We start from the raw sequence: 23,447 nt of genomic DNA, 5'->3' as shown, positions 1-23,447 counted from the left end.
TGCGATCCTTTATGACCATAATTTAGGTCATAATTGATCGCATCGCAAGCTATCCGAATCGGATCGTCTAAGCCGCCTTGCCGCCCAGCTTGATAACGCCGCGCTTGATCTGGTCCTGCTCGATCGACTCGAAGAGCGCGCGGAAATTGCCTTCGCCAAAACCTTCGTCGCCCTTGCGCTGGATGAACTCGAAGAAGATCGGGCCGATCACGGTTTTGGAAAAGATCTGCAGCAGGATCTTGGTCGTGCCGCCGTCGACGACGCCTTCGCCGTCGATCAGGATGCCGTGCTTCTTCATGCGCTCGATCGGCTCGTCGTGGCCGTGCACGCGCTCATGCGACATCTCATAATAAGTGTCGGGCGGGCCGGGCATGAATTTCAGCCCGTTGGCGGCGAGCTTGTCGGTGGCCTCGTAGATCGCATCGGTGCCGACCGCGATGTGCTGGATGCCCTCGCCATTGTACTTCTTCAGATACTCGGCGATCTGGCTGGTCTCGTCCTTGGACTCATTCAGCGGAATGCGGATCTTGCCGCAGGGCGAGGTGATGGCGCGGCTGACAAGGCCGGTGATCTTACCGTCGATGTCGAAGAAATGGATCTGCTTGAAGCCGAACAGGTCGCGGTAGAAGTCCCACCATTTGTCCATGTTGCCGCGATAGACATTGTGGGTGAGGTGGTCGAGATAATAGAAACCGACGCCTTCGGGCTTCGGGTCGCGCTCGCCCAGCCACTCGAACTCGGCATCGTAAGCGGAGCCTTTTTCGCCATAGGCTTCGATGAAATAAAGCAGCGAGCCGCCAATGCCGACGATCGCTGGCACGTCGAGCGCCTTGTCGCTTCCTTCATAGGGTGTGGCACCGTTTGAGACGGCGTGGTCGAAGGCATGTTTGGCATCGACCACGCGCCACGCCATCGAGGCGGCACAGGGGCCGTGCTTGTCGACGAACTTCATCGCATGCGAGCCGGGCTCGGCATTGACGACATAGTTGATGTCGCCCTGGCGCCAGACGGTGATGTTCCTAGTGCGGTGCCTTGCGACCGCGACATAGCCCATGCGGGTGAACAATTCGGCGAGCTTTTCGGGCTCCGAATGCGCAAACTCGACGAACTCGAAACCGTCGGTGCCGGCGGGGTTTTGCTTGCTGATCCTGGCGGGCGGGGCGTCGTGCGGGAACGGGCCCATGGCAGTCCTCCGAAAGCTGTTGCGGCCAAGCTTGGCCATCTTTCGCCATAATAGCGCGGAGCAGCCGCACGGTGCTTGCATTCAACCGCCTGAAATTGTCATCATGTGCGCAAATTATGCATGAATGGAGGATTGCTCGTGGATGATACGCGTCTCGATCAATTTGACCGCAAGATAATGGCGCTTCTGCAGGAGGATGCACGCTATACCAACAATGACCTTTCGGAGCGCGTGAACCTCTCGCCCTCGCAATGCTCGCGCCGCCGCCAGCGGCTGGAGGATGATGGCTACATCAAAGGATACCGCGCCGTGCTCGACCGCGATCGTCTGGGCTTTTCGCTGGTCAACGTCATCTCGGTGACTTTAGCCACCCACAACCGCGACAATGCCCGCCGCTTCGGCGAGCTGGTGGCCCGCCTGCCCGAAGTGCAGGAGGCGCACGCGCTGACCGGCGAGATGGACTACATCCTGAAGGTGGTGACGCCCGACCTCAAGTCACTGTCCGAGTTCGTCAACGGCGTGCTCCTGCCGCACGAATCCGTGCAGCACGTGAAGACGGCGATCGTGCTGGAGACGCTGAAGGAAACCGGCGCGCTGCCGATTTAAAGTGTGCCGATATTCAGGTGAGGCCGGCCTGCAAATGGCGGCTTCCTGCGCTTCCGGTGCTCACGTACTTTAAGTACGCTCCGCTCCGGTTCTCGGAAGCCACCATTTTCGGCTCGGCCTGACCTGAATCTCAGCACACTTTCGCGGCAAATCCGTCACCCCCGCTGCTGCTGGATCAGCCCGTAAAGATTGGTGCAGCGCGCGCCTGAGCGGCAATAGGCGAAGACCGGGCCTTCTAGTTCGTCGAGCGCGGCGGCCTGGTCCTCGACATTGTCCATGGTGATCTGGCCGCTGATCACCGGAATGTAGCGGAAGGCAAGGCCGGCCGCCTCGGCCGCTGCCTTGACGCTATCGGCCGAGGGCTGGCCCGGCTGCTCGTCGTCCGGCCGGTTGCAGATCACGCTTTTGAAGCCGGCGTCCTTGATGGCGGCAATATCCTGCGGCTGGATCTGGCCGGAGACCGAATAGTCGTCGCTGATCTGGCGGTATTCCATGATGTGGTCCTCGCAATCTCTTTGGCGCAGTCATGCCACCCCGGGGCATGAGCGGCAATCCGTACGAGCGGATTTCTCTGCCAAATAGAGAATGTGCGCCGGAAAATCCAACCGGCTCCCGCAGCGCCGCGTCCCTCTCGGATACGCAATGGACGCTGCGGCAACCCAAGATGCCGGGCCGGTTGATGCCTCGCCGCTCAGCTTCCCAGGATCGCGCCTTTGATCTGCGTGATGTTGTTGTGCATCATGTCGATATAGGTCGAGGCGGGACCATCGGGCTGAGACAGCGCGTCCGAATAGAGCGTGCCGCCGACCTTGATGCCGGTCTCGCCGGCGATCTGCTCGATGAGCCGCGGATTGGTGATGTTTTCCACGAAGATCGCCGCCGCCTTGTCCTGCTTCACTTGGCTAACCAGCTTGGCGACATCGGCCGCCGAGGGCTCGGATTCGGTCGAGATGCCTTCCGGCGCGAGGAAGGTCAGGCCGTATTCGTGCTCGAAATAGCCGAAAGCATCATGCGAGGTGATGACGACGCGCTTGGCTTGGGGGATCGACTGGATCGCCGCCTTCACTTCGCCCTCCAGCCCATCGAGCTTGGCAGTATAGGCGGCGGCGTTGGCCTTGTAGCTGTCGCAGCCTGCGCTGTCGGCCGCGCAGAAAGCGTCGGCAATGTTCTTCACATAGATCTTGGCGTTGGCGATCGACTGGAAGGCGTGCGGATCCGTGACCGTCTTGCCGCTTCCGGTGCCGGCCCCTTCTGCGGCATCTGCGTCGGCGAATTCCGGCTTGAAGTCGATCGGGGTGACCCCCTTGGTCAGCGTCACGATCGCGGCCTTGGTGGCGCTGGCGTCGACCAGGCGCTGCAGGAAACCCTCGAAATGCAGGCCGTTGACCAGCACGACATCGGCTTTGGCCATCGCCACCGCGTCCGCCGGGCTCGGCTCATAGACATGCGCGTCGCCGTCCGGCCCGACAATGGTGGTGATGTTGACCCGGTCGCCGCCGACATTTTTCGCGAAGTCGGCAATCACAGTGAAGCTCGCCACGACCTTGAGCGGCGCCGCGAAGGCTGACGAGGTTGCGAAGGCGCTTAATGTTATAACGCTCAACGCCAGGGCGGCTCGGAAGGATTTCAGCATTGGCAACGTCTCCTTTTAAGGGGTGGGAATGAGGGTCAGGCGGTGCGGTGCCGGTGATGCACGATGCGGGCGCGCAGCACGCCGCGCGTGCCGAACAGGATCGAGCAGAAATAGACGACGCCGGACGAAAGGATGATCGCCGGACCGGAAGGCAGCGAGGCGTGATAGGACAAGAGCAGCCCGGCGATGCAGGAGGCGAAGCCGATCAGCACGGCGAGCGCGCACATCGGCTCCACGCGCGCCGTCCAGAAGCGGGCCGCGGCGGCAGGCAGCATCATCAGTCCGACCGACAGCAGCGTGCCCAACGCCTGGAAGCCGCCGACGAGGTTGAGCACGACAAGGCCCAAGAAAATGAAATGCACCGGGCTGCCCATGCGGCTCACCGAGCGCAGGAACAGCGGGTCGAGGCACTCGGCGACAAGCGCGCGCCAGAAGATGGCGAGACAGGCGAGCGTCACCGCCACGATTCCGCCGATCAGGATGAGCGCCTCATCGTTGAGCGCCAGCACCGTGCCGAACAGCACATGCATCAGGTCGACGCTGGAGCCGCGGATCGACACCATCAGCACGCCGACGGCCAGCGAGATGAGGTAGAAGGCCGCCATCGAGGCGTCCTCGCGCTGGATGGTGAAGCGAGAGACGGCACCCGCGCCGAGCGCCACGATGATGCCGGCGATCAGCCCGCCGATGGTCATCGGCAGGATTTCGAGGCCATAAAGCAGGAAGCCGGCGGCAGCGCCGGGCAGGATGGCATGCGCCATCGCGTCGCCCGACAGGCTCATGCGCCTGAGCATCAGGAAGACGCCGACCGGGCAGGCGCCGAGCGACAGCATCAGCGAGCCGAACAGCGCCCGCTGCATGAAGGCGAAGTCGGCGAAGGGCGCGATGAACAGGCCGTAGAGGAAATCCATCATGCCGCCCTCGGTCCGGAGCCGTGATGATGGTCGTGTCGGTGGTCATGCCCATGATCATGATCGTGCGCGCGATCATGGCTGTGTTCATGCTCACTCGGCTCGCACCACGGCGCGTTTTCTTCCCACGCCTCGTGGAAGCGCCTTGCCTTGAGCAGATTTTCCGGCCGCAGCGTGTCCTTGGTGTCGCCCCAGGCGACAGGCTGGCGGGCAAGCAGCAGCGTCTCCGGGAAATTCTGCCGCACCAGGTCGAGGTCGTGAATCACGACCATGATCGTGCGCTCCTCGCCATGCCAGCGCTTTATCAACTGGATGAGATCGCCCACGGTCTTGGAGTCGACCGCGTTGAACGGCTCGTCGAGCAGGATGAGGTCGGCGTCCTGCAACAGCACGCGGGCAAACAGCGTGCGCTGCAGCTGTCCGCCGGACAGCGTGTCGATCGGCCGCTTCTCGAAGCCGCCGAGCCCGACCGCCATCAGCGCCTTGCTGACGGATTCTCGGTCCTCTTTGGTGTAGCGCCCGAGCATGCCGCGCTTTGGCCATAGGCCGAGCGAGACCAGATCGACGACGCGCGCCGGAAAGGAGCGGTCGAGCTCCGACTGCTGCGGAAGATAGGCGGTGCGGACACCCGGCATGCGGACCACCGCGCCTTCCATCGGCTTCAGCACGCCGACGATGCCCTTCATCAGCGTCGATTTGCCCGAGCCGTTGGCGCCGACCACCGCGGTCAGCGAACCTTTGCGGACGGTGCCGTTCAAATGATGGATGGCCGCGTGGCTGTTGTAGCCCAGCGTCAGGTCGCGGAAAGTCAGGCAGGCATTGGTCATCGGGCGGCGGTCCGCGAAATCGAGTGAGCTGTCGATATGTGATGTTATTACATTAGTCAACACGCCAGGCTGGCGCAATTGTGTCACGACCGGTCAACTCGCCGTGTAGGTGGGCGGCAGAGACCGGACACTTGGCTCAATTGGTTTCGCGTCCGCCGGCCTTGCCCCGCGTCCGCCCGGACTCTAAAGAGCAGCGACTCCCATAACGAAGGAACCTCCAATGAGCATTCGTCGCATCGATGTCGGCCCGCGCATGAGCCAGATCGTCATCCATGGCAACACCGTCTATCTGGCCGGCCAGGTCGGCGAGCCCGGCGGCAACGTCGCCTCGCAGACCCGCGACATCCTCAAGACCATCGACGAATTGCTCGCCAAGGCCGGCACCGACAAGACCAAGATCGTCCAGGCGATCATCTGGCTGGCCGACATGGGCACCTTCGCCGAAATGAACTCGGAATGGGACAAGTGGGTGCCGCAAGGCCATACCCCGGCACGCGCCACCGGCGAGGCCAAGCTCGCCGCCCCGGAATATCTGGTCGAGATTATTGTCACGGCGGCGATTTAAGCGCCCGCCTTTCCTTCTCCCCTTGTGGGAGAAGGGGGCCGCGAAGCGGCCGGATGAGGGGTGCTCCAGGGAACGCCAGCGTCTCACTCCGCTGGAACACCCTTCATCCGTCTCGGCGCTGCGCGCCGATCCACCTTCTCCCGCAAGGGGAGAAGGAGAAGAGCTCACCCCTGCGACGGGGTAAACCGCGCCACCAGCGTGTGGCTCTCCGCCGGATAGATGAACCGTACATGGGTCACCGGATGCTCGGCGCTCCAGGTGCGGCGTTCGACCACCAGGCAGGGCGCGCCCACGTCGATGTCCAGCGCATCGGCGATCGTCTCGTCGGCGGCCATGGCGCGGATGCGGTGCTCGGCCTCGCTCCACGGAACGCGGCCGATCAGCCACGGGCCTGGCGCGATGTCGAGAAATTCCTCCTCGGCTGCCTCGGCCACCGCAGAAAGATTGATCAGCCGCTGCTCCAGCGCGAACGGACATTCGCCGGCAAAATGCAGGCCCTCCAGCGCCAGCACCGGACCTGATCGGGAAAGCCCGAGCAGCGCGCGGTCCTCGGCGCCACTGCGCCGCTTCAGGCGTTCCAACCGCTCATAGCGATAGGGCAGGCCGAGCGCCTCGACCTCGATCCTGATGTCGTGCAGCTCCAGCACCGCCGCCTGCGACTGCGGCTGGCGCACGAAACTGCCGGAGCGGCGGCGGCGCTCGATCAGCCCGGCCTTGGCCAACTGCGACAGCGCCTTGTTCACCGTCATGCGCGAGCAATTGTAGTGAGCCGTCAGCTCGTGCTCGAAGGGGATGCGATGGCCGGGCACCCAGGCGCCCGACAGGATCTTTTCGCGGATATCCGACAGGATGCGTTGATGCAGCGAGAGGATCTCGCCGCCTTCCATGTCATTTATCTCGACAAGGCTCATCTGATGTTCCTGTTCAGCCCTGTGACAATGCGGTCATGACTTCGCGGAACCGCTTGGCAACCGCCTCGCGCTTGGCATGCCTGCCGCCGCTGACCTGCTTCTTGCCATGCACCCAGACGCAATCGACCTTGCTGCCATTGGCGAAAATCCAGGCGTCGAGGATCGCGTCGCCAGCCTTGCCGGCAAGCAACGGATGGCCAGCGTCGAGCGAGACCAAATCGGCGGGGCCGCCGGCGGCAATCCGCGACTGGCCGGCGCCGAGCGCCTGGCTGCCGCCGTCGAGCGAAGCGTCGAACAGCGCGCGCCCGGTTGAGCCGCCAGCGCGGGCTAGCACATTGCGGGCGCGATGGGCGAGGCGCTGCGAATATTCGAGCTGCCGAAGCTCGTCCGGCAGGCCGATCAGCACATTAGAGTCGGAGCCGACGCCAAAGCGGCCGCCATGCTCGATGAACAGTGGCGCCGCGAACGTACCGTCACCGAGATTGGCTTCGGTGATCGGACAGAGCCCGGCGACGGCACCGGTCCGTGCCATGGCAATCGTCTCGGTCTCGGTCATATGCGTGGCGTGGATCAGGCACCAGCGCTTGTCCACCTTGGCGTTGGCGAGCAGGAATTCGACCGGACGCTTGCCCGACCAGGAAACGCAATCCTCGACTTCCTTCATCTGCTCGGCGACATGGATATGGATCGGTCCGTCCGACGCCATCGCGACGACCGCATCGAGCTCATCCGGCGTCGCGGCGCGCAGGCTGTGCGGTGCAACGCCGACGACGGCCTGCTCCAGCGAATGAACCCCCTCGCGGCTTTTCTCAAGCAGACGTGCGAAGCGCCCGACATCATTGATGAATCGCCGCTGCCCTTGGTTGGGAGCCGCGCCGCCGAAGGACGAATGGGCGTAAAAAACCGGCAGCAGCGTCAGGCCAATGCCGGTGTCTGAGGCGGCAGCCGAGATCCGCTCAGCCATTTCAGCGATATTGGCGTAAGGCTGTCCGTCGTGATCGTGGTGCAGGTAGTGGAACTCGCCGACGCGCGAAAAGCCGGCCTCCAGCATTTCGACATAAAGCTGCGCCGCTACCGCCTCGACCTGGTCCGGCGTCATCGACAGCGCGAAGCGGTACATCACCTCGCGCCAGCTCCAGAAACTGTCGGCCGAAGGGCCGCGCAATTCGGCCAGACCCGCCATGCCGCGCTGGAAGGCGTGGCTGTGCAAATTGAGCATGCCGGGCATGACGATGGCGTGGCGCTCGTCGCCGGCTTGCGCGGAAGCGCTGGCCTCGACCTTCGAGATGCGGCCATCCTTGAAGACGATCCTGACATTGCTTTGCCAGCCCTCGGGCAGAAGCGCCTGTTCCGCAAAGATCGCCGTCACCTGCGTCTCCAATCTCGATGTGTGAGCGACGATATTGCTTGCGTCGCGTTTCAATATGTATATACATAATCGCCATCCTTTCAAATGGAAAAGATGATGGGTGGAGCAAACAACAGAAGCGGTCATCGGGTCTGGCGCAATGCGCGCCTGGCGACCGTGGCCGAGGGTGCGGCCGGCCTCGGCATCGTCGAGAAAGGCGCGGTCGCCGCGCGTGACGGGCTTATCGTCTATGCCGGCCCCGAAGCCGAGATGCCGGTTGCGGCCGGGCAGGGCGCCGAGACCGTCGATTGTGTTGGACGCTGGATCACCCCCGGCCTGATCGACTGTCACACGCATCTTGTCTATGCGGGAAACCGCGCCAACGAGTTCGAGATGCGTCTGGCCGGCGCCACATATGAGGAAGTGGCCCGCGCCGGCGGCGGCATCGTCTCCTCGGTCAAGTCGCTGCGCGCCGCGAGCGAAGACGAGCTTGTCGCCCAGACGCTGCCGCGGCTCGACGCGCTGATCGCCGAAGGCGTCACCACCGTCGAGGTCAAGTCCGGCTACGGCCTTGATGCCGATAATGAGAAGAAATCGCTGCGCGCAGCCCGCCGTCTGGCCGGTGAGCGTCCGGTAACGATCCGCACCACTTGTCTCGCCGCCCACGCCCTGCCGCCGGAAGCCAAGGGCGACAAGGACGCCTTCATCGATCTGGTCGCCGGCACGATCCTGCCGCAAGTCGCTGCCGAAAAGCTCGCCGATGCCGTCGATGGGTTCTGCGAGGGCATCGCCTTCTCGCCGGAGCAAATGGCGCGCGTGTTCGATAAGGCCAAGGCGCTCGGCCTGCCGGTAAAACTCCACGCCGACCAACTCTCCAACCTGCATGGCGCAGCACTTGCCGCCCGCTATGGCGCGTTGTCCGCCGACCACCTCGAATATACGGACGAGGAAGGAGCCACCGCGATGGCCAAGGCCGGCACCGTGGCGACCATCCTGCCCGGCGCTTACTACTTCATCCGCGAGACGAAGAAGCCGCCCGTCGATCTCTTCCGCCGCCACGGCGTGAAGATGGCTGTCGCCACCGACTCCAATCCCGGTACCTCGCCGCTTACTTCGCTGCTGCTCACCGTGAACATGGCCGCGACGCTGTTCGGCATGACTGTCGACGAGTGTCTCGCCGGCGTCACCCGCGAGGCTGCGCGGGCGTTGGGCTTGCTTGAACAGACCGGCACGTTGGAAGCCGGCAAATCGGCCGATCTCGCCATCTGGGATATCGAGCGTCCGGCCGAACTCGTCTACCGCATGGGCTTCAACCCGCTCCATGCCCGTATCTGGAGAGGACAATGACGGAACTTACCCTGAAGCCCGGCAACGCGACGCTTGCCGACTGGCGCGCCATCTATCGCGGCGCCGTGCCGCGGCTTGACGCCGCCTGCCGGCTGAAGATCCGGGACAGCGCCGAGGCCGTCGCCCGCATCGTCGCCAAGGGCGAGCCGGTCTATGGCATCAACACTGGCTTCGGCAAGCTGGCCAGCGTCCGCATCCCGGCTGACGACCTCGAAACGCTCCAGCGCAACATCGTGCTCTCGCATGCCGCCGGCGTCGGCGAGCCGATGCCTGTCGCCGTGGTGCGGCTGATGATGGCGCTGAAGCTCGCCAGCCTCGCCCAGGGCGCATCCGGCGTGCGGCCTCAGACCATAGAATTGCTGGAAGCAATGCTCGCCAACGACGTCATTCCGGTGGTGCCCGCGCAAGGCTCGGTCGGCGCTTCCGGCGACCTCGCGCCGCTTTCGCATATGACCGCCGTCATGATCGGCGTCGGCGAATGCTTTACCCCGCATGGCCGGTTCCCGGCCAAGGTGGCCTTCGTCTCGCATGGACTGGAGGCGGTGACATTAGGCGCCAAGGAGGGTCTCGCGCTGCTCAACGGCACGCAGTTCTCCACCGCCTTCGCGCTCGCCGGCCTGTTCGAGGCCGAGGTTCTTTACCAGTCGGCGCTGGTCGCCGGCGCGCTGTCGACCGATGCCGCCAAGGGTTCGGACGCCCCCTTCGACCCGCGCATCCATCTGTTGCGCAAGCATCGTGGCCAGATCGAGACCGCGGACGCGCTGCGTAATCTCATGGCCGGCAGCGCCATTCGTGAATCGCACCGTGTCGGCGACGAGCGCGTGCAGGATCCGTACTGCCTGCGCTGCCAGCCGCAGGTGATGGGCGCTGCGCTCGACGTGCTGCGCAAGGCCGCCGACACGCTCGAGACGGAAGCCAACGGCGTCACCGACAACCCGCTGATCTTCGCCGAGGACGACACCGCGCTTTCGGGCGGCAATTTCCACGCCGAGCCGGTGGCCTTCGCCGCCGACATGATTGCGCTTGCCGTCTGCGAGATCGGCTCGCTGTCGGAGCGTCGCATTGCCATGCTGGTCGACCCGGCATTGTCCGGCATGCCGGCCTTCCTCACGCCGAAGCCCGGTCTGAACTCCGGTTTCATGATCCCACAGGTGACGGCGGCGGCCCTCGTTTCCGAAAACAAGCAGAAGGCCTACCCGGCGAGCGTCGATTCCATTCCGACGTCGGCCAACCAGGAAGATCATGTCTCGATGGCCGCCCACGGCGCGCGCCGGCTGCTCGGCATGATCGAGAATGCGACCGCCGTCATCGGCATCGAATTGTTGGCCGCCGCGCAAGGCTGCGATTTTCACGCGCCGCTTGCATCCAGCGAGGCGCTGGAGGCGGTGCGCAAATTGGTCCGGGCCGAAGTCCCGCATCTCGACAATGACCGCCATTTCCATCCCGACATGGAGAAGGCGATCGCCATGGTCCGCAGCGGCGCCGCAGTGAATGCGGCGGGTGCCGTGAAGCTGCCGGGGATCGCGTCGTGAGGCTTCACGCTATGAGAGGTCGAGTTCCTTCGCGCCCCCCTCTGTCCTGCCGGCCATCTCCCCCTCTAGGGGGGAGATCAGCAGCGGCTTTGGCGCCGCTCTTCCTTCAACGCAGGCGATTGGCGAAAGCCGTCGTGACATCTGATTTCCCCCCAAGAGGGGGAGATGCCCGGCAGGGCAGAGGGGGGCGCCGTAGGGCGCCAACGTGTGGAGGTCTCTCATGACCTCACCCGGTTGGCTCACGGTCACCCAGGGTACCGCGCCGCTGCTGGTTTCGATCCCGCACACCGGCATCGACCTGGCAGGCCTCGACTCGCGCCTCGTCTCGACTTGGCTCGGGCGGCGCGATTGCGACTGGTGGATCGACAAGCTCTATGATTTCGCCGCCGACCTCGGCGCAACCGTCGTGCACACCGCCATCTCGCGTACTGTTATCGACGTCAACCGCGATCCGTCGGGCGTTTCGCTCTATCCCGGGCAGGCGACGACCACCCTTTGCCCGACAGACACGTTTGACGGCGATCCGCTCTACCGCATGGGTGAGGAGCCGAGCCCATCCGAGATCGACCAGCGCCGCGAGACCTATTTCGAGCCTTACCATGCCGCCCTCCAGGCCGAGATCGACCGGTTGCGCGGCATACATGACAAGATCGTGCTCTATGACTGCCATTCGATCCGCTCGGTGCTGCCGCGCCTGTTCGACGGCACGCTGCCGGTCTTCAACCTTGGCACCAATGACGGCAAGAGCACCGATCCCGTGCTGCAGGAAAAAGTGGCCGCCATCCTGGCCGCGACCGGCGAGACCTGGGTGGTCAACGGCCGCTTCAAGGGCGGCTGGATCACCAGAAGCTTCGGCCAGCCCGGGAACGGCGTGCATGCGCTGCAGATGGAGCTCTCCAACCGTGGCTACATGCGCGAGCCTGCGGAAAAAGGTTCGCCGGAAAATTGGCCGGTGCCTTACGACCCAAGCTATGCCGCGCCGATCCGCGCCACGCTGAAAACAATCCTCGAAACCGCCATTGACTGGGCCGGGCGCTGACCCGCGCCGCCCGCCTTGCTTGAAAGGGACAATGATGACCGATCCTCGTCACAACATACGTGAAGTGCGCGCCCCCCGCGGCGACAAGCTCAATGCTCGCTACTGGACGACGGAAGCGCCGCTGCGCATGCTGATGAACAACCTCGATCCCGAGGTCGCCGAGAACCCGAACGAGCTCGTCGTCTATGGCGGCATCGGCAGGGCGGCGCGCACCTGGAACGATTTCGACCGTATCGTCGCTTCGCTGAAGACGCTGGGCGAGGACGAGACGCTGCTGGTGCAGTCGGGCAAGCCAGTGGGCGTCTTCAAAACCCACGCCAACGCGCCGCGCGTGCTCATCGCCAACTCCAACATCGTGCCGCACTGGGCGACCTGGGAGAAGTTCAACGAGCTCGATAGGAAGGGCCTGATGATGTACGGCCAGATGACGGCCGGCTCCTGGATCTATATCGGCACGCAAGGCATCGTGCAGGGCACCTACGAGACTTTCGTGGAGGCCGGCCGCCAGCACTACAATGGCGACCTCAAGGGCAAGTGGATCCTGACCGGCGGCCTCGGCGGCATGGGTGGCGCCCAGCCCTTGGCGGCAGTCATGGCCGGCGCTTCCTGCCTCGCGATCGAGTGCAACCCGGACTCGATCGACTTCCGCTTGCGCACCCGCTATGTCGACGAGAAGGCCGAGACGCTCGACGAAGCGATGGAGATGATTGATCGCTGGACCAAGGCCGGCGAAGCAAAATCGGTCGGGCTTCTCGGCAACGCCGCCGAGATCGTGCCTGAGATGTTCAAACGCGGCATCCGCCCCGACATTCTTACCGACCAGACCTCGGCGCATGACCCGATCAACGGCTATCTGCCCAAGGGCTGGACGATGGCCGAGTGGCGCGAGAAGCGCATCTCGGATCCGAAGGCCGTCGAGAAGGCCGCCCGCGCCTCGATGCGCGAGCATGTCGAGGCGATGGTGGCATTCTGGAACGCCGGCGTGCCGACGCTCGACTACGGCAATAACATCCGCCAGGTCGCCAAGGACGAGGGTTTCAAGAACGCCTTCGCTTTCCCGGGCTTCGTGCCGGCCTATATCCGGCCGTTGTTCTGCCGCGGCATCGGTCCGTTCCGCTGGGCGGCGCTCTCGGGCGATCCGGAGGATATCTACAAGACCGACGCCAAGGTGCGTGAGCTGACCCCCGGCAACACGCATCTGCACAACTGGCTCGACATGGCGCGCAAGCGCATCTCCTTTCAAGGGTTGCCGGCGCGTATCTGCTGGGTTGGCCTCGGCGACCGCCACCGGCTCGGCCTTGCCTTCAACGAGATGGTGGCCAAGGGCGAGCTCAAGGCGCCGGTCGTCATCGGCCGCGACCATCTCGATTCCGGCTCAGTCGCCTCGCCGAACCGCGAGACCGAAGCAATGAAGGACGGCTCCGACGCCGTTTCCGACTGGCCGCTGCTCAACGCGCTGCTCAACACCGCGTCCGGCGCCACCTGGGTGTCGCTCCATCATGGCGGCGGCGTCGGCATGGGCTTCTCGCAGCATGCCGGCATGGTCATCGTCGCCGACGGCACGGCTGACGCGGCAAAGCGCCTGGAGCGCGTGCTGTGGAATGACCCGGCGACCGGCGTCATGCGCCATGCCGATGCCGGCTACGACATCGCTATCCAGTGCGCCAAGGAGCACCAACTGAACCTGCCGGGCATTCTGGGCTAGAGCATGATGCCGAAAAGTGTGAAGCGGTTTTCGGACAACATCATGCTCCTCACCAAAAAGACAGAGCCGGATGATTTCAGGTCGAATCGACTTGAAATCGTCCGGGTCTGAGCCGAATGCGCATCCTTCGTGCCGCCGATTACCGCGTCATGCCGTGGAAGAATGGCGGCGGCACGACGACCGAAATCGCCGTTTCGCCCGGCGGCGCCGGGCTCGAGGATTTCGACTGGCGCGTCTCGATGGCCCGGGTCGAGACGAGCGGCCCGTTCTCAAGCTTCGCAGGCATCGATCGAACACTGTCGGTGCTGGAAGGCGAGGGGATCATTCTCGACATTGCCGGCCAGGCGCCGACGCGGTTGACCATGGCCTCGGCGCCGCTCGCCTTTCCGGGCGACGTGCCGACCGGCGCGGCGCTGATCGGCGGCCCGATCACCGATCTCAACATCATGACCCGCCGTGGCCGCATGGCCCATGAGGTCGAGCGCCGGTCTTTCACCGCCGAGATTCGGATCGCGCCGCGCGCCGACACCACGCTCATTCTTGCCGTCGGCGCCGGCGCCACGCTCCTCACGGACGATGGGCCGTGCCTTGGATCGCTCGACACGCTGATCCTCGACCGCGACAGCCCGGAAATGCGGCTTCAGCCTAAAGGGCAGGGCCTGCTTTTCGTGATCGGGCTCCACCGCCTCGCGGCCAACCATTAACGGCTGTTGCCAAACATGATCGCGGCTCGGGCGAATTATCGCCCGGGCCCTTGCATGTATCACGAAAAAGCCTGAATTCTTGCCCTGATCCAACCGGGGGCGGAGAGCGAGGGGCGTTCGCCCACGAGCTGTCGAAAGGGCACGCCCCGGTTGTGGTGCGCAAAACAAACTTTCGGCCGATCAGTCATGCAACCAATTGCAATTGAACCGGTTTTAGGGCCATTGCCGTGGCGGTGACGCCGCATTGCGCCCCCGCTTACGGAATTTTCAATGAACATTCAGACCAATCCCAACAAGATCGAACTCACAAGCGCCGGCTTCCCGGCGGCAACGGATGCGCCGATACGCTCCAATTTCCTGCCTGAGGATCGGCTGCGCGCCTTGGGCGTCGCGCTTGCCAAGGGCGAGGTCAAGGAACTGTTCGGCCTGGCTCCGTTCGAGTTTCAGGCCCGCATCCGCGACAGCGCCAAAAAAATTCTCGAAGTCTACCGCTCGACCAATGCCGCGCAGGCCAAGGGCGAGACCATCACGCCGGCCGCGCAATGGCTGCTGGACAACAATTACCTGGTCGAGGAGACCATCTTCCAGGTCAAGCGCGACCTGCCGCGCCGCTTCTACCGGCAGTTGCCGACGCTCACGCTCGGCGACGGCACGGTGCTGCCACGCGCCTTCGTCGTCGCCTGGAGCTATGTCGAGCATTCCGACAGCTCCGTGTCGGCCAGCATGTTCAAGGCTATCGTCGAGGGCTTCCAGTCGGTCGAGCCGATGAAGATCGGCGAGCTCTGGGCGCTGCCGTCGCTACTGCGCTTCGTGCTGATCGAGAACCTGCGCCGCATCGCCGTGCGCGTAGAGCGCACCAGGCAGATGCGCCAGACCGCCAACGAGGTCGCCGACCGGGTTCTGGCGACCGACGACAATGCCGACCGCACCAGGATTCTGTCCAACTACAGCGCGCATGCGCAGGACACCACCTTCGCCACCCAACTGCTCTACCGCCTGCGCGACGGATCGCAGAACGCCGGCCGCGCGCTGGAATGGCTGGAAGGCGAGCTCGAAAAGACCGGTTCCGATGCCGAGGAGATCATCATCTCCGAGCATCAGACGCTGTCCTCGGGCAATGTCACCACCGGCAACATCATTCGCGGTCTGCGCCTCATCAATGACGTCGACTGGACGGTCTGGTTCGAGGGCGTCAGCCGCATCGACACGCTGCTGCGCGACAAGACCGATTTCGCCAACCTCGATTTCTTCTCGCGCGACCAGTACCGCACCGCGATCGAACAGCTGGCGCGCCGCTCGCATCTCTCCGAGTACCGCGTCGCCGAAAAGGCGATCGAGCTTGCCGGCCACACGCCCGGCCTCACCGATGCATCCGGCGTGCCCGAAACCGCCGACCCCGCCGTGCACACCGATGTCGGCTTCTTCCTGGTCGGCCCGCGCCGGCAGGAGCTGGAAAGGGCGATTGGCTACCGGCCGCCTTTCTATGTGACCTTCAAACGAGGCTTTGCCAGCGCCGGCTGGCTCGGCATCGTCGTGCCGGTTTTCCTTTTGACGGCGCTGCTGCTGGTGCTGTCGGGCAAAGCGCTCGCCAATCTCGGCCTGTCGGTGGAATCGATCACGCTGATGCTGGCGCTGTTCGCCGTTCCGGCCAGCGAAGGCGCGCTGGCCTTTTTCAACACCGTGGTGGCGCTGTTCCTGAAACCGACCAGGCTTGTCGGCTACGATTACAACAAGCACGGCATCCCGGCCGAATCGCGCACCCTGGTCGTGGTGCCTTCGCTGATTGGCTCGCGCGACGACGTGGAGGAAAACATCCGCAACATCGAGGTGCACCACCTCGCCAACACGGCGGACGAGATCCGTTTCGCGCTGTTGTCCGACTGGCCGGATTCCAAGACCGAGATCGACGTCGCAGACATCGAGATCCTGCAATACGCCCGCGACGAGATCGCCAGGCTCAACGCCCGCTATCCGTCCGAAGGTTCGCCGCGCTTCTACCTCTTGCATCGCCGCCGGCTCTACAACCAGGCGCAGGGCTGCTGGATGGGTTGGGAGCGCAAGCGCGGCAAGCTGCATGAGCTGAACCTTCTTTTACGCGGCGACAGTGATACGACCTTCCTGCCGCTCGACGTGCCGCTGCCGGAAAACGTCGTCTATGTGATGACGCTCGACGCCGACACGCGCACCACGCGCGACGCGGTTTCGGACCTGGTCGGCAAGCTCGCCCATCCGCTGAACCGCCCGCATTTCGATCCGGTCAAGCGCATCGTCACCGCCGGCTACACTATCCTGCAGCCGCGCATCACCGCTTCGCTCACCAGCGGCGACGATGCCTCCTTCTTCCAGCGCGTCTTCTCTGCCAATCGCGGCCTCGACCCCTATGTCTTCGCGGTCTCCGACCTCTACCAGGACGTCTTCGGCGACGGCTCCTTCACCGGCAAGGGCCTCTACCATGTCGACGCTTTCGAAGCGGCTCTGAAGAACCGCATCGACGAAAACACCATCCTCAGCCATGACCTGCTCGAAGGCGCGCTGGCGCGCGCCGCGCTGGTCACCGACGTCGAGCTGGTCGAGGACTATCCGACCCGCTACTCGGTCGACGCCTCGCGCCACCACCGCTGGGCGCGCGGCGACTGGCAGCTGCTCGGCTACATCTTCGACCCGCGCTCCGGCGTGCCTGCGCTGTCGCGCTGGAAGATGGTCGACAATCTGCGCCGCTCGGTCACCCCGATCTTCTGGGTCATGGCCTGCATTGCCGGCTGGACGCTGCTGCCCTTCACCCAGGCGGCGCAGTGGCAGGCTCTTATGATCCTCAGCCTGTTCATGGCGCCGACCTTCGACATCGTGAACGGCATCCTGCCGAAGAGCGGCGACCAGACGCCGCGGGGCCATTTCTCCGCCTTGGCCCGCGATACCGTGTTCGGCACCGCGCTCGTGGCATTGAAAGTGCTTTTGATGGCGCATCTCGCCTGGATGATGGGCGATGCCATCATCCGCACCATCTATCGGCTCTTCGTCAGCCGGCAAAATCTTTTGGAATGGCGTACCGCCTCGCAAGCCGCCAAGGGCGGCAACGATCTCGGCGCCTATTATGGCATGATGTATGGCGCGGTGATCATCGGCGTCGTCGGCCTGGCGATTCCGGTGCTGGCCGATTCCACCGGCGCCTTCGTCGCCTTCTTCTTCGCCATCTTCTGGATCGCTTCGCCCGCCGTCGCCTGCTGGATCAGCCGCTCGGCCGAGACCGAGGACAGGCTGCGTATCTCGACCGCCGACATCCACGCGCTGCGCACCTTCGCGCGCCGCACCTGGCACTATTTCGAGACCTTCGTGACGGCCGAGCAGCATCACCTGCCGCCGGATAATTTCCAGGAAAGCCCGGCGCCGGTTGTGGCGCCGCGCACCTCGCCGACCAATATCGGCGTCTATCTCCTCTCGGTGGTGTCGGCGCGCGATTTCGGCTGGATCAGCCTGTCGGACGCCATCACCCGCATCGACGCCACGATGACGACCATCGAGAACATGCCGCGCGATCGCGGCCATCTCTATAACTGGTATGACACCACGACACTGAAGCCGCTCTATCCGCTCTACATCTCGGCGGTCGACAGTGGCAATCTCGCTGGACATCTCGTCGCGGTGGCGGCGTCCTGCGCCGAATGGGCCGAAGCGCCGTCCGTGCATCTGCAAGGCGATTTCGAAGGCATCATCGACACCGTCACCATCCTCGACGAGAGCCTGGACGAGCTGCCGGACGACCGCCGGCAGCTGCGGCCGCTGCGCCAGCGCCTTGCCGACCGTCTCGACGGCATGCGCCGCGCGGTGGCGACCATCAAGGCGCAGCCTGAGATGGCGTCGATCCGCACCATCAACCTTGCGGTGCTGGCCGGCGAGATCCGCAAGCTCGCCACCGCCATCCACACCGAGGCGGCGTCGCCGAAGAGCGATGTCATCGCCGACTGGGCGGCCAGGCTGGAAGCGACCTGCGAGGCGCATGTGCACGACTCGCACAATGACGATAGCGCGGTCGCCGCTCTGCGCGCCAAGCTGCTCGCCTTGCGCGAGCGCTGTCGCCGCTACGCCTTCGAGATGGATTTCTCCTTCCTGATGCGGCAGGAGCGCAAGCTGCTCTCGATCGGTTACCGCGTCGAGGAGCGCCAGCTCGACGAGAGCTGCTACGACCTGCTTGCTTCCGAGGCGCGGCTCACCAGCCTGTTCGCCATCGCCAAGGGCGACCTGCCGACCGAGCACTGGTTCCGTCTGGGACGGCCGATCGTCGAGATCGGCTTCCAAGGGGCGCTGATGTCCTGGTCGGGCTCGATGTTCGAGTATCTGATGCCGCCGCTGGTGATGAAGGAGCCGCAGGGTTCGATCCTCAACCAGACCAGCAAGCTCATCATCAAGCGCCAGATCCAGTATGCGCGTTCCAAGAACGTGCCCTGGGGCATTTCGGAAGCGGCCTACAACGCCCGCGACCGCGAGCTCACCTATCAGTACACCAATTTCGGCGTGCCCGGGCTCGGCCTGAAGCGCGGCCTTGGCCAGAACACCGTGATCGCGCCCTATGCGACGATCCTGGCCGCACAGTTCAATCCGCGCGAGGCGGTGCAGAACCTGCAGCGGCTGCGTTCGATCGGGGCGCTCGGCCGCCACGGCTTCTACGACGCGGTCGATTTCACGCCGCAACGCGTGCCCGAAGGCACCGACCACGCTGTGGTGCAGAACTACATGGCGCACCATTCCGGCATGACGATCGCGGCGGTAGCCGACGCTATTTTCGAGGGCCGGCTGCGCGAGCGTTTCCACAGCGACCCGGTGATCGAATCGGCCGAGCTTCTGCTGCAGGAGAAGGCGCCGCGCGACATTCCGACGGCGACCGTCAGGACGGAAGCCGACGAGCGCTCCAAGGACGAGACCGAGGCCGAGAGCCCGGACAGCCGTGTCGTGCTCGATCCGATCAAGGCGCTGCGGGCGACCAACGTCATGTCCAACGGCCGCTATTCGGTCATGGTCACCGCCACCGGCTCCGGCTACAGCCGCTTCGGCGAGCTTGCCGTCACCCGCTGGCAGCCGGATCCGAGCGAGGATCGCCTCGGCTCCTATATCTTCCTGCGCGACGCGGCGACCGGCGACTGGTGGTCCGCCACCGCGGAGCCGAAGCGCGCCGAGGGCGAGCGCGTCCAGACGCTGTTTGGCGACGACAAGGCGAGCTTCACCAAGACGGTGGGTTCGCTGCGTTCGGAAGTCGAATGCATCGTCATTTCAGAAGGCAATGGCGAAGGCCGCCGCATCACGCTCTACAATGACGGCGCCACCGACCGGCACATCGAAGTGACCTCCTTCGCCGAGCTGGTGCTCGGCAACGAGACGTCGGACAACGCGCATCCGGCGTTCTCCAAGATGTTCGTCGAGACCGAGATCGCGCCGAACAACAGCGCGATCTTCGCCACCAGGCGCAAGCGCGACAACAACGATCCCGATCTCACAATGGTGCATTTCGTCACCGACCCGTCCGGCCCGTCGCGCGATGCCGAGGCCGAGACCGACCGCCGCGCCTTCATCGGCCGTGGCCGCACCATCGCCGATGCCGTCGCCTTCGACCCCGGCGTCAGGCTTTCGGGCAGCCAGGGCTTCACCCTCGACCCGGTAGCGGCGCTGCGCCGCCAGGTGCGCGTTCCGGCCAACAAGAAGATATCGCTGACCTTCTGGACCGCCGTCGGCGCCAATCGCGGCGAGCTCGACGAGGCGATCGCCCGTCTCGACCATCAGGAGAGCTTCGCCCGCCAGGCCATGCTTGCCTGGACGCGCAGCCAGGTGCAGACGCGCCATCTGGGGCTCAGCCTCACCGACGCCGCCAATGTGCAGAAGCTGGCGCGCTATTTGATCTATCCCGATCCGTTCCTGCGCCTGCCGGCGGAATCCATAGCGTCGGGCCTCGGCCGCCAGTCGAGCCTTTGGCCGACCAGCATCTCCGGCGATTTCCCGATCTTCCTCGTGCGCATCGGCGACGTCGCCGATCTCGAGATCGTCGCCCAGGCGCTCCGCTTCCAGGAATATATGCGGGCGCGGGGCATGATGATCGACTTCGTCGTTGTCAACGAGCAGGCCTCGTCCTATGTGCAGGACCTGCAGCGCGCGGTGGAGACGCTGTGCGAGAACAGCCGCCTGCGCGGCCGTGAGCTCGGGCCCCGCCAGCACATCTTCGCGGTGCGTCGCGACCTGATGGACGAGCCGACCTACAAGACCTTGCTGTCTGTGGCGCGCGTCGTGCTGCACACCCGCAACGGCACGATCTTCGATCAGCTCGAACGTGCCGAGACGGCGGCGCTCCAGGCCCGCGACGCCTTGATGCAGGCCGAGGGCGGCACGCCGCGCGAGCCCGTTCCGCCGCTCCCCATGCCGGTGCCGGCAAGCCGGGGCGGAGCCGATATCGCCGCCGACGGCAGCGGTCTCAGCCTCTGGAACGGCTTTGGCGGCTTCGACGGCGACGGCCGCCACTATGTCACCCGGCTGACCGGCCGGCGTTCGACGCCGCAGCCCTGGATCAACGTGATCTCCAACGCCTCCTTCGGCTTCCACGTCTCGGCCGAAGGCGCCGGTTTCACCTGGAGTCGCAACAGCCGCGACTACCAGCTGACGCCGTGGTCGAACGACCCGGTGTCGAACCGGCCGGGCGAAGGCTTCTATATTTTCGACCAATTGAGCGGCAAGGCCTTCTCGCCGATGGCTGCGACGGTTCGCGATCCGTCGATGACCTACGAGACCTGGCACGGCCAGGGCTTCTCGACCTTCCGCTCCAAGCGCGGTTCGCTGTCGATGGACCTGACGCAGGTGGTCGATCCCACCGATCCTGTGAAGATCACCCGGCTGCGCATCCAGAATGCCGGGCCGGCGCCGGCGCGGCTGCGCATTTACGCCTATGCCGAATGGGTGCTGGGCGGCCATCGCTCGCGCACGGCGGCGACCATCGTGCCGTCGCGCGACGCTGCCACTGACGCCATGCTGGCGCAGAATCCCTATGGCCTCGATTTCGGCGAGCGTGTCGCCTTCCTGGCAGCCAGCCATCCTGTCCATTCGGTAACCGCCGACCGCAGCGAGTTCATCGGCAGGCACGGCACGACCGAATATCCGCAGGCCGTGCTTGGTGGGCTTGCGCTTTCCGGCCGCATCGAGGCGGGCGACGATCCCTGCGCTGTCGTCGCCAGCGACATCGACATTCCCGCCGGCGGCGACGTGACACTGTCCTGGCTGCTTGGCGACGCTGCCACGCCCGCCGAGGCGAGCGCGCTGGTGCAGACCCATCGCGGCAAGGATTTCGATCAGCGCTTGGCCGATAACGAGCGCGCCTGGCGCGGCTTCCTCGACACCATCCAGGTCGAGACGCCCGACAAAGCGATGAACGCCATGGTCAACCATTGGCTGCCTTACCAGAGCCTGGCCTGCCGCATCCGCGCGCGCTCGGCCTTCTACCAGGCGAGCGGCGCGTTCGGCTTCCGCGACCAGTTGCAGGACACGCTCTCGCTTCTGGCGCATGACTCGACGCTGGCGCGCGACCAGATCCTCAACGCGGCGCGCCGGCAATTCCCGGAAGGCGACGTGCAGCATTGGTGGCTGCCGCGCACCGATGCCGGGGTGCGCACGATGATCTCGGACGACGTCGTCTGGCTGGCGCATGCGACGGCCCGCTACATCGAGGTGACGGGCGACGCCGGTATCCTCAAGGAGCAGTTGCCCTTCATCGACGGGCAGCAGCTCGGCGAGGGCGAGCACGACGCCTTCTTCACGCCGGAGATCACCAAGAACACCGCGCCGCTCTATGAACATTGCGCGCGGGCGCTCGATCTCGCGATCAAGCGCAGCAGCCCCGCCGGCCTGCCGCTCATCCTTGGCGGCGACTGGAACGACGGCATGAACCGTGTCGGCGAGGGCGGCAAGGGCGAGAGCGTGTGGCTGGGCTGGTTCCTGCTGAAGACGCTCACCGACTTCGCGCCTGTCGCCAAAGGGCAGGGCGACACCAAGCGGGCGCAGGCCTGGACCAAGCACGCGGACGCGCTGAAACGGGCCTTGGAAAGCACCGCCTGGGACGGCCAGTGGTACCGGCGCGGCAGCTTCGACGACGGTACGCCGCTCGGCTCGCACAATTCGGACGAGTGCAGGATCGACTCCATCGCCCAGTCCTGGAGCGTGCTGTCGGGCGAGGGCGATCCTGCCCGTTCGACGACGGCCATGGAACAGGCGACCAAGATGCTGGTCGATGACGAGCTCAAGATCGTCAAGCTGTTCACGCCGCCCTTCTCCAAGAGCGAGAAGGATCCCGGCTATATCAAGAGCTATCCGCCGGGGGTGCGCGAGAATGGCGGCCAATACACCCATGCCGCGACATGGTTCGTCATCGCGCTGGCTGAAATGGGCCGCACCGACGAGGCTTATCGCTGCTTCTCGATGCTGAACCCGGTCAACCACGCTTCGGACGAGGCGGCGGCCGAGCACTATCGCGTGGAACCCTATGTCGTGGCCGCCGACATTTATGCCGGCGAAGGCAAGGGCGGCCGCGGCGGCTGGACCTGGTACACGGGCTCGGCCGGCTGGCTTTACCGCGCCGCGGTGGAGGGCATTCTCGGTATCGAGCGGCGCGGCAAGGAGATCACGTTTAGGCCGAAGCTGCCCGGGCACTGGGACGGCTACGCCGCGACGCTCAAGATGTTCGACGGCGAGATCAAGCTTCGTGTTATCCGCGACAAAAAGACCAAGTCGATCTCGCTAGAAGTCGATGGTTCGAAGAAAAAATCGGCCTCTTTCGAGCCGAAAGCTGGCGACAAGACCGAGGTCGTCGTCAGGATACCTGCGTAAAATCAAAGGTTTGGTTCGTCGGCCGCGCATCTTTCGGGGTGCGCGGCCGACGCCCTTTTTACTTGGCGCGGCCTCTCGCGCCCGATCGCGCGCCTTCCTTTAGGGCAGCCTAAGCAAGCAGCTTGTGATTAAAAATGTGGCAGCGCGAGGCAGGTGCCATTATTTTGCCGCAAGCCTGACATTTCACCTTTTATCTCAAACCGTTAGGTGATCACGTCAGATTTCGTACCGTCGTCATCTTTTGTTCGCTAAATGGGAACGGAAGCGATAGACGACGCATTGTTTC

General features: G+C 64.6%; 15 protein-coding genes. 8 read left to right on the top strand and 7 right to left on the bottom strand.

All coding sequences use genetic code 11. The features are described 5' to 3' along the window. Window positions 1–67: 67 nt before the first annotated feature. The gene (gene hppD, locus LB526_RS07740) at window positions 68–1,183 is read right to left on the bottom strand and encodes a 4-hydroxyphenylpyruvate dioxygenase (RefSeq protein WP_224627112.1); all 1,116 of its coding nucleotides are present in this window, start codon (window positions 1,181–1,183) and stop codon (window positions 68–70) included. Window positions 1,184–1,321: 138 nt separating this feature from the next. Here hppD and LB526_RS07735 point away from each other — a divergent pair, with 138 nt between their 5' ends. After that, window positions 1,322–1,789 carry an Lrp/AsnC family transcriptional regulator gene (locus tag LB526_RS07735; RefSeq protein WP_095767792.1) on the top strand — a complete coding sequence of 156 codons (468 nt, stop codon included), beginning with the start codon at window positions 1,322–1,324 and terminating at the stop codon, window positions 1,787–1,789. 155 nt (window positions 1,790–1,944) lie between these two features. Here the strand turns inward: LB526_RS07735 and LB526_RS07730 are convergent, their stop codons facing one another. The 4 genes from LB526_RS07730 to aztA form a co-directional block, all read right to left on the bottom strand. Beyond that, window positions 1,945–2,283 (bottom strand): TIGR01244 family sulfur transferase, encoded by a 339-nt coding sequence (locus LB526_RS07730; protein WP_042646282.1) that lies wholly within the window; start codon window positions 2,281–2,283, stop codon window positions 1,945–1,947. Window positions 2,284–2,480: 197 nt separating this feature from the next. Beyond that, a complete protein-coding gene (aztC, locus tag LB526_RS07725; RefSeq protein WP_224627111.1) occupies window positions 2,481–3,422 on the bottom strand; it encodes a zinc ABC transporter substrate-binding protein AztC in 942 nt (313 codons plus the stop codon). Window positions 3,423–3,457: 35 nt separating this feature from the next. Then, entirely contained in the window at window positions 3,458–4,333 is an 876-nt protein-coding gene (aztB, locus tag LB526_RS07720) for a zinc ABC transporter permease AztB (protein WP_140841086.1), read from the bottom strand. Then, window positions 4,333–5,160 (bottom strand): zinc ABC transporter ATP-binding protein AztA, encoded by an 828-nt coding sequence (gene aztA, locus LB526_RS07715; RefSeq protein ID WP_224529070.1) that lies wholly within the window; start codon window positions 5,158–5,160, stop codon window positions 4,333–4,335. Before aztA ends, aztB begins: the two co-directional genes overlap by 1 nt. Window positions 5,161–5,380: 220 nt before the next feature. On the opposite strand from aztA, the gene LB526_RS07710 reads away from it, so the two are divergent. Further along, the gene (locus LB526_RS07710) at window positions 5,381–5,725 is read left to right on the top strand and encodes a RidA family protein (protein WP_140697768.1); all 345 of its coding nucleotides are present in this window, start codon (window positions 5,381–5,383) and stop codon (window positions 5,723–5,725) included. Window positions 5,726–5,889: 164 nt separating this feature from the next. Here the strand turns inward: LB526_RS07710 and hutC are convergent, their stop codons facing one another. Then, window positions 5,890–6,636 (bottom strand): histidine utilization repressor, encoded by a 747-nt coding sequence (hutC, locus tag LB526_RS07705; RefSeq protein ID WP_224627109.1) that lies wholly within the window; start codon window positions 6,634–6,636, stop codon window positions 5,890–5,892. 13 nt (window positions 6,637–6,649) lie between these two features. Beyond that, entirely contained in the window at window positions 6,650–8,005 is a 1,356-nt protein-coding gene (locus LB526_RS07700; RefSeq protein WP_224627107.1) for a formimidoylglutamate deiminase, read from the bottom strand. Between the two features lie 96 nt (window positions 8,006–8,101). On the opposite strand from LB526_RS07700, the gene hutI reads away from it, so the two are divergent. The 6 genes from hutI (at window position 8,102) to LB526_RS07670 (ending at window position 23,161) form a co-directional block, all read left to right on the top strand. Next, window positions 8,102–9,331 carry an imidazolonepropionase gene (gene hutI / locus LB526_RS07695; protein WP_224627289.1) on the top strand — a complete coding sequence of 410 codons (1,230 nt, stop codon included), beginning with the start codon at window positions 8,102–8,104 and terminating at the stop codon, window positions 9,329–9,331. Then, window positions 9,328–10,863, top strand: coding sequence for a histidine ammonia-lyase (gene hutH / locus LB526_RS07690; protein ID WP_095767785.1), 1,536 nt, complete (start codon window positions 9,328–9,330; stop codon window positions 10,861–10,863). The genes hutI and hutH overlap by 4 nt, the downstream gene beginning before the upstream one ends. Before the next feature lie 220 nt (window positions 10,864–11,083). After that, window positions 11,084–11,902 carry an N-formylglutamate deformylase gene (gene hutG, locus LB526_RS07685; protein ID WP_224627105.1) on the top strand — a complete coding sequence of 273 codons (819 nt, stop codon included), beginning with the start codon at window positions 11,084–11,086 and terminating at the stop codon, window positions 11,900–11,902. A gap of 31 nt (window positions 11,903–11,933) precedes the next feature. Next, window positions 11,934–13,607 (top strand): urocanate hydratase, encoded by a 1,674-nt coding sequence (hutU, locus tag LB526_RS07680; RefSeq protein ID WP_224627104.1) that lies wholly within the window; start codon window positions 11,934–11,936, stop codon window positions 13,605–13,607. A 116-nt stretch (window positions 13,608–13,723) separates the two neighbouring features. Further along, on the top strand, window positions 13,724–14,311 hold the full coding sequence (locus tag LB526_RS07675; RefSeq protein ID WP_224627103.1) for a HutD family protein: 588 nt from the start codon (window positions 13,724–13,726) through the stop codon (window positions 14,309–14,311). Between the two features lie 270 nt (window positions 14,312–14,581). Further along, entirely contained in the window at window positions 14,582–23,161 is an 8,580-nt protein-coding gene (locus LB526_RS07670) for a GH36-type glycosyl hydrolase domain-containing protein (RefSeq protein WP_224627102.1), read from the top strand. Window positions 23,162–23,447 lie beyond the last annotated feature (286 nt).

This window comes from Mesorhizobium sp. CA6 (genome assembly GCF_020165035.1).
GTDB lineage: Bacteria > Pseudomonadota > Alphaproteobacteria > Rhizobiales > Rhizobiaceae > Mesorhizobium.
Note: the sequence above shows the minus strand (reverse complement) of the source record. Positions and strands in the feature narration are given on the sequence as shown.

Coding starts and splice junctions, on each gene's coding strand:
- hutC (WP_224627109.1), bottom strand. CDS start 6,636: ATGAGCCTTGTCGAGATAAATGACATGGAAGGCGGCGAGATCCTCTCG.
- aztC (WP_224627111.1), bottom strand. CDS start 3,422: ATGCTGAAATCCTTCCGAGCCGCCCTGGCGTTGAGCGTTATAACATTA.
- hutU (WP_224627104.1), top strand. CDS start 11,934: ATGATGACCGATCCTCGTCACAACATACGTGAAGTGCGCGCCCCCCGC.
- LB526_RS07710 (WP_140697768.1), top strand. CDS start 5,381: ATGAGCATTCGTCGCATCGATGTCGGCCCGCGCATGAGCCAGATCGTC.
- LB526_RS07675 (WP_224627103.1), top strand. CDS start 13,724: ATGCGCATCCTTCGTGCCGCCGATTACCGCGTCATGCCGTGGAAGAAT.
- LB526_RS07730 (WP_042646282.1), bottom strand. CDS start 2,283: ATGGAATACCGCCAGATCAGCGACGACTATTCGGTCTCCGGCCAGATC.
- aztB (WP_140841086.1), bottom strand. CDS start 4,333: ATGGATTTCCTCTACGGCCTGTTCATCGCGCCCTTCGCCGACTTCGCC.
- hppD (WP_224627112.1), bottom strand. CDS start 1,183: ATGGGCCCGTTCCCGCACGACGCCCCGCCCGCCAGGATCAGCAAGCAA.
- hutH (WP_095767785.1), top strand. CDS start 9,328: ATGACGGAACTTACCCTGAAGCCCGGCAACGCGACGCTTGCCGACTGG.
- hutG (WP_224627105.1), top strand. CDS start 11,084: ATGACCTCACCCGGTTGGCTCACGGTCACCCAGGGTACCGCGCCGCTG.
- hutI (WP_224627289.1), top strand. CDS start 8,102: ATGGGTGGAGCAAACAACAGAAGCGGTCATCGGGTCTGGCGCAATGCG.
- LB526_RS07670 (WP_224627102.1), top strand. CDS start 14,582: ATGAACATTCAGACCAATCCCAACAAGATCGAACTCACAAGCGCCGGC.
- aztA (WP_224529070.1), bottom strand. CDS start 5,160: ATGACCAATGCCTGCCTGACTTTCCGCGACCTGACGCTGGGCTACAAC.